Consider the following 6915-nt stretch of genomic DNA (forward strand, 5'->3'; position numbering starts at 1 on the left):
CCATGGCGAGGGACCGGCCAGGGCGGATCCGCGCGAAGTCGTCCTGGTCGCGGGTCGTTGTGTGCCGCCTCTCAGATCTTGGCAGGGGTGCCGGAATGTCACCGCCAGCTCATAGAGTCGCGAGCCATGACGACTCTCGCTGGCACTCGGCACATCGTGTGGGACTGGAACGGAACCCTCCTGGACGACAACCACGCCGTGGTATCGGCGGTGAACACCGTCTGTGCGGAGTTCGACCGCGAGCACATCGACATCGACGAGTGGCGAGCGGTGTTCAGCCGACCGCTGCTGCAGTGCTACGAGCGCCTGCTGCGCCGGTCGCTGGACGAACAGGACTGGGCCCGCATCGACGTGCTTTACCACGACGCGTACCGCGAGCTGCTGGACTCCTGCGGGCTGGCGGTGGGCGTGCCGAACGCCTTGCAGGACTGGGCGAAGACCGGCCGCAGCCAGTCCCTGCTGTCCATGTGGTTCCACGACGAGCTCGTCGACCTGGTCACCGCGCGGGGCCTGTTCGAGCTGTTCGCCCGCGTCGACGGCCTGCGCGCCGAGATCGGGGGTGGCTCCAAGGCCGAGCACCTGCGCCGCCACCTGGCCGCGCAGGAACTCGAAGCCCGGGACGTGGTGCTCATCGGTGACGTCCTCGACGACGCCCACGCGGCGGAGCAGGCCGGGACGAACTGTGTCCTGGTGACCACCGGCGTGACCAGCCGCGCGGCCCTGGAGCGGACCGGGCGACCGGTCGTCGACTCGATCCCCGAAGCCCTGGCCCTGCTCGCCGCCGCCTGAGCCGGGCGACTGCCCCGTGGTCAGCGACCGGTCGCGGTGGCCAGGACCTTGTCGAGCACCGCGTCGTCGGCGTCCTGGTTGGTGCGCCAGGCGATGAACCCGTCCGGGCGCACCAGCAGCGCTCCGCCGTCGGTGAGCCCCACCGAGCTCGCCCAGTCCGAGTCGAGCCGAGCCGTGCGCACGTCCAGCCCGCGGGATGCCGCGACCCGCTGCGCTGCTTCGCGCCACGGATCGCCGTCCGGGCCGGTGAGGACCGCGAACCGGGACTCGAGCAGGTCGAGGGTGGAGGTGTCGGGGCTCAGCCACTGGTGCGGCAGCCGGGAGCCGGGTGCTCCGTCCAGGCTCGCCGCGACGTCCTCAGTGGACGGTACCTCGGGAACCGGGTCGATCAGCGCGCTGGAGTCGTAGCGGTAGCCCATGGTCACCATCGTCGTGCCCCACATGCCCGCCGCCGCGCGCTCGGCGACCGCGCTCGGGTTCCAGTGCGGTTCCGGGTTCTCCCAGCGCAGCAGGGCTTGCCGCGTCACGAACTCGGCGACGGCGTGCCGCTCCTCGTGGTAGCTGTCCAGCAGCCGGTCGCCGGCCTGTCCGTGCAGCACCGCGGCCAGCTTCCACGCCAGGTTGTGCGCGTCGGCCAACCCGGTGTTCAGGCCGAACGCGCCCAGCGGGGAGATGGTGCGCGCGGCGTCACCGACCAGGAACGCCCGGCCGGACCGGAACTCGTCGGCCATGCGCACGTTGGCCCGCCACGGCAGTGCGCTGACGAGCTCGACCGGCACGTCCGCGCCGATGGCGGTGCGGACGAGGTGGGCGCAGCGCTCGTCGGAGAAGTTCTCGTTGGTCGGCGACACCACGTGCAGCACCCAGCGCCCCTCGCCGACGCTGAGCAGGATCCCGGGCGCGTCCGGGTGGTCGATCTGCGCCATCACCGGCATGGAACCGAAGTGCCCGACCAGGTCGGCGTAAAACAGGATGTTCACCGTGGTGTCGCCGATCTCGCCGGGCCCGGTGGTGCTGACGCCCAGCACGTCCCGGACCGCGCTGCGCGCCCCGTCGGCCCCCACCAGGTAGTCGGCCCGGAACACCCGGCCATCGGAGGCGGTGACCGAGACGCCGGTGCCGTCCTGCTCGACGCCGGTGACCGCGGTGCCGAACTCGACGGTCGCGCCGCGCTCCCGGACGGCCGGGAGGAGCACCGAGTCGAGCAGGTCCTGCGGGTAGTGCCCGCGGGTGGCCTCCGGCGAGGTGGTGCGGTCGAAGCGCGGCCGCGGGCGGTCGCCGCTGCGGTCGATCTCGGCGACGGTGCGGGCGGTGGCCCGCCACAGCTCGGTCGAGCGCACCGCGACCGCGTCCACGTCCTCGCTGATGCCGACCTCGCGGAAGAACTCCAAGGAGCGCGGGCTGATGCCGAGCGCGCGTGGGTGGTTCGACGGCTCGGCACGTCGTTCGAGGACCAGCGACGGCACGCCGTGGTGCCCGAGGAACAGGGCGGTGGCCAGGCCAACGGTGCCGCCGCCAGCGATGACGACGGGGTGGTCGTTCATGGTTGCCTCCGATTGGCGTGGGAACGGTGTTCCCGATATGAGAACACCGTACTCCACGGGTACAGTGTTCCCATGACAGCTCGACCACAACCCGCAGCGCTGGTGTGGATGCGGGACCGGCAGCGCGGCGCCCGCCCGGCGCTCACCGAGGAGAAGATCGTCCGCGCCGCGATCGCCCTCGCCGACGCCGAAGGCCTCGACGCGCTGTCCATGCGGCGCATCGCGGCCGAGCTCGGATCCGGCACCACCTCGCTGTACCGGCACATCACCGGCAAGGACGAGCTGATCGAGCTCATGGCCAACGCGGTGTTCGCGGAACTGGAGCCCCCGGCGGGGACGGATGACTGGCTGGCCGACCTGGCCGCCCACGGCCGCGCGCTCCGGGCCGCGCTGCTGCGCCACCCCTGGCTCGCCCAGCAGGGGATGCGGCGCCAGGCGCTCGGCCCAGACGTCATCCGGCAGTCCGACCACATGCTCGGGGTGGTGCACCGGGCGACCGACGACGCCTCACAAGCCGCCATGGTCGTGGAATCCCTCACCACGTTCGTGCTCGGCTCGGTCGCCGCGCAGCTGTCCGACCTGGAGGTGCAGCGCAAGACCGGGATGACCGAGGTCGAGTGGCAGCGCGCGGTCGGCGAGTACGTCCAGCAGGTGATCGACACCGGGCAGTTCCCGCACTTCAACCGGCGGATCCTGGAAGCCGACGACCGCGACCCGGAGGCGCGCTTCGAGTTCGGCCTCGCCTGCCTGCTCACCGGGATCAGGCAGGTGCTCAGCTGACCGGCGAAGCCGGAATCCTCTGGACTTGGAACCACCCCGACGCCGCGCCGCAGGTGGGAGCCTGTGACCGGTGGACTGGCCGCCGTATCCGCCGAACGACGCTGACGACGGCCAGTGCGAGCTACCAGCCCCGTCGGTCCAAGCCGATTCCGTGCCAGGGGCGGTCCACCGAGGTGGAACTCGTCGTGCGGCCGGAAGTGCGGGCAGGTCGGTGCGGGCGGCGGGGCGCACAGGTGAACTTCACCTGCCGTGAACGAAGCAGCAGTCAGCACATCCAGCGCAGCAGCGGAGTCCAGGGCAGCCGGTCGCACAACCGCTCGTGGCTCACCTGGGGGTGCTCCTGCAGGTCGTAGTCGTCGGTGGTCAGCGAACCCGGGGCCGACAGCGCCAGGCCGAAGCTCAGCCCGGTGGTGCCGGGCGGGGCGGCCGGGGTCGTCCAGGTCGCATCGGTCCACTCGGCCGCGGGGGCGAAGAACGGGCTGGTGTTCCAGTAGCGCCAGGCCCCGGAACGGTCGCGGCGGTAGACCGCGAACTGCGTCGGCGCGGTCGACTTGTACCAGGCGCTGAGCGTGTAGGTGTTGTCCTCGTGGGCGGTGGGCGCCACCTCGCCCATGTCCATCCGCGGCAGGAGCTTGGCGTCGCCGTCGACGTGGCCGGTCAGGTCCAGCCGCTGCGCCCACCGGCCGCTGCGGGCGTCCGGCACCAGCGTCCACTTCGGACTGCCCTGCCCCCAGCTGCTGGTCACCCAACCCCGGGGCCCGGGCTCCTCCAACGACGGGTTCACCAGCCCGGCGCGTGGCACCGGGGCTGGCGGTGGGACCAGCGGAGCGGGCTCGCCACCCACCACCTCGTCGACGGTGCGCACCACCGTGCCGTTGGCCTCGCGGGCGGCCAGCCACGACGCGAACTGGTCCAGCACCCGCGGGCTGATCGACAGCGACCCGCAGAAGTCGCAGACCTGGTGCAGCACCAGCGGAACCCAGCCGCCGCCACTGGCCTCCGCGTCGCGCACCTGCTGCTTGAGCTCCTCCACTGTCCAGCTCGGGTCGACCATGCCGGAGCCGCGCACCGCCATCGGGTTGCGCGGCGGCACGGCTTCGGCCGCTGGGCAGGCGTCGCAGCCGCGCGCGTTCCGGATGCTGCCGGTGATGCGGGCGCTGGAGTAGCCGCAGTCCCGCGCGGCCTGCTCGGCGTGGCGGTCGGGGGTGCCGAAGGGGTAGGCGAAGGAGGTCGCGCGGAACCCCCAGCCGGTGAGGTTGATGCGGTCCTGGCAGATCTCGCGCCGGAGCTCGTCCGGCCCGATGCTGGCCAGGTCGGGGTGGTTGACGGTGTGCCCGCCGATCTCGTGGCCCGCCGCGGCCATGCCGCGCAAGTCGTCCAGGCTGAGGTAGCCGGGTTGGCCGATGGATCCGGAGACCACGTAGAAGGTGCCGCGCATCCCGTGCTCGCTGAGGACCCGCGCCCCGGCGGTCTGCGAGGCGGACCCGTCGTCGACGGTGAAGCTCACCACGGTCCGGGGCGTCGGGGCGGCGCTGGACCACGGGCTGGACGCCAGCACCAGCAGCACGACAACGGCGCAGGTGAGGGCTTGGGCCAGCGACTTTCCCGCATCCACCACCCGAATCACCAACCGGGGTCGATCTACCCGACTCCCGGGACGCTACGACCCTCGTCGGCGGTGGCGGATCCAACGCGTGCGGTGCGCGCAGTACCCCGTCGGGCGGAGGCGGCGGAGCGGGCCGCCACCTCCGCGGCGGTTCAGCGCAGGGCGGCCGCCTCGCGGGCCAGGTGCTCGACCTTCGCCCAGTCACCCGCGGCGAGCAGGTCCTTCGGGGCGAGCCAGGAACCGCCGACGCAGCCCACGTTCGGCAGCGCGAGGTAGTCCGGGGCGGTCCGCGGGCTGATCCCGCCGGTCGGGCAGAACCGCAGGTGCGGCAGCGGCCCGGCGATCGCCTTGAGGAACGGCACGCCGCCGCTGGGTTCGGCGGGGAAGAACTTCATCGCGCTGGCCCCGCGCTCAGCCAGCCACATCGCCTCCGACACGGTGCCCACTCCGGCCAGGAACGGGATGCCGGCTGCCTCGACGTCCTCGAGCAGCCGCTCGGTGGTGCCCGGGGTGACCAGGTAGCGCGCCCCGGCGTCGGCGGCCCGCTTGGCCTGGCCGGGCTCGGTGATGGTGCCCGCCCCGGCGACCAGCTCCGGGACCTCGGCGGCGATCCGCTCGATCGCGGGGAGTCCGGCGGGGGTGCGCAGGGTGACCTCGATGGTCCGGATGCCGCCGCGCAGCAGCGCTTGGGCCAGCGGAACCGCGTGCGCCACGTCGTCCAGCGCCACGACCGGCACCACCGGCGAGAGGTCGAGCACGTCAGCTGCAGTGTTCATCAGGTGGTAAGTCCGTTCTCAGTACTTGCCGGGTGCGGTGCGCCAGGGGGTCGTGAGTGCGTAACAGTGTTCGAACACTGTTACGCACTCACGACCTCATGCTGGCACGTCGGAGGGGTGCGGCTGCAGCTGCGTGAACACGCTCGCACCGCGGTCGGCCCGGCCCACCGCCTGGCGGAAGGCCGAGAACAGCTCGCGGCCGGTGCCGAACGGCGCCCGGTCGGCCCCGGGCGCGGGTTCCCGCGCGGCGAGCTCGTCGTCGGGCACCAGCAGTTCCAGCGTGCCGCGGTCGGCGTCGAGCCGGACCACGTCGCCGTCGCGCACCCGCGCCAGCGGACCGCCCGCGCTCGCCTCCGGGGTCAGCTGGATCGCCGCCGGGATCTTGCCGGAGGCGCCGGACATCCGGCCGTCGGTGACCAGCGCGACCTGGTGGCCGCGGTCCATCAGCACCCCCAGCGCCGGGGTGAGGCCGTGCAGCTCGGGCATGCCGTTGGCCTGCGGGCCCTGGTTGCGGATCACCACCACGACGTCGTGGTCCAGCTCGCCGGCGCGGAACGCGGCGGTGAACTCGTGCTGGTCGTCGAAGACCCGCGCCGGGGCGGTGACCGCGCGGTGCTGGGCGGCCACGGCGGACACCTTGATCACCGAGCGACCGAGGTTGCCCTCCAGCACCCGCAGCCCGCCGTCGGGTGCGAACGGGTCGCCGACACCGCGCAGCACGTCCGGGTCCAGGCTCTCGCGTGGCGCGTCGCGCCACACCAGCTCGCCGTCCTCGAGGAACGGCTGCTGCCGGTAGCGGTCCAGGCCCGGGCCGGCGACGGTCTTGACGTCGGCGTGCAGCAGCCCCGCGTCCAGCAGCTGACCGACCAGCGTCTGCACGCCGCCCGCCGCCGCGAAGTGGTTGATGTCGGCCGAGCCGTTCGGGTACACCTTCGCCAGCGACGGCACGGCGGCGGACAGCTCGGAGAAGTCGTCCCAGGTCAGCTCGATGCCTGCGGCGGCGGCGATGGCGACCAGGTGCAGCGTGTGGTTGGTGGAGCCGCCGGTGGCCAGCAGCGCGACCACGCCGTTGACGATGGCCCGCTCGTCCACGACCTCGCCGATCGGCGTGTCCAGCTCGACCACGCGCCGCGCGGCCTCCTCGGTGAGCGCCTTGCGCAGCGGGGTGCCTGGCGGCACGAAGCTTGACCCCGGCAGGTGCAGGCCCATGACCTCCACGACGAGCTGGTTGGAGTTCGCGGTGCCGTAGAAGGTGCAGGTGCCGGGGGAGTGGTAGGACGCCGACTCGGCCTCCAGCAGGTCCTCCCGGCTGGCCTTGCCCTCGGCGAACAGCTGCCGGATGCGGCTCTTCTCCCGGTTCGGCAGGCCGGAGGGCATCGGCCCGGCGGGCACCAGCAGGGTGGGCAGGTGGCCGAAGGCC

The 6915-nt window shown here is 72.8% G+C and carries 6 protein-coding genes; 2 read left to right on the forward strand and 4 right to left on the reverse strand.

The annotated features are described in order from the left end of the window. Window positions 1-126 precede the first annotated feature (126 nt). A complete protein-coding gene (locus ABT324_RS23235; protein ID WP_351181285.1) occupies window positions 127-789 on the forward strand; it encodes an HAD family hydrolase in 663 nt (220 codons plus the stop codon). Window positions 790-809: 20 nt separating this feature from the next. Here the strand turns inward: ABT324_RS23235 and ABT324_RS23240 are convergent, their stop codons facing one another. Further along, on the reverse strand, window positions 810-2333 hold the full coding sequence (locus ABT324_RS23240; protein WP_351181288.1) for an FAD-dependent monooxygenase: 1524 nt from the start codon (window positions 2331-2333) through the stop codon (window positions 810-812). A 72-nt stretch (window positions 2334-2405) separates the two neighbouring features. Between ABT324_RS23240 and ABT324_RS23245 the strand changes: the two genes are divergently transcribed. Continuing rightward, complete coding sequence (locus ABT324_RS23245) at window positions 2406-3113, forward strand: TetR/AcrR family transcriptional regulator (RefSeq protein WP_351181291.1); 708 nt, start codon at window positions 2406-2408, stop codon at window positions 3111-3113. 265 nt (window positions 3114-3378) lie between these two features. On the opposite strand, the gene ABT324_RS23250 is transcribed toward ABT324_RS23245, so the two are convergent. The 3 genes from ABT324_RS23250 to ABT324_RS23260 form a co-directional block, all read right to left on the reverse strand. Further along, window positions 3379-4731: a polysaccharide deacetylase family protein gene (locus ABT324_RS23250; RefSeq protein ID WP_351181294.1), complete on the reverse strand. Its 1353-nt coding sequence runs from the start codon at window positions 4729-4731 to the stop codon at window positions 3379-3381. A 140-nt stretch (window positions 4732-4871) separates the two neighbouring features. Further along, window positions 4872-5495, reverse strand: coding sequence for a bifunctional 4-hydroxy-2-oxoglutarate aldolase/2-dehydro-3-deoxy-phosphogluconate aldolase (eda, locus tag ABT324_RS23255; RefSeq protein ID WP_351181297.1), 624 nt, complete (start codon window positions 5493-5495; stop codon window positions 4872-4874). Window positions 5496-5591: 96 nt separating this feature from the next. Further along, window positions 5592-6915: dihydroxy-acid dehydratase domain-containing protein (locus ABT324_RS23260; RefSeq protein WP_351181300.1), on the reverse strand; the 1324-nt coding region annotated here is incomplete at its 5' end.

It is taken from the genome of Saccharopolyspora sp. NPDC000359 (assembly GCF_040300525.1).
Lineage (GTDB): Bacteria > Actinomycetota > Actinomycetes > Mycobacteriales > Pseudonocardiaceae > Saccharopolyspora.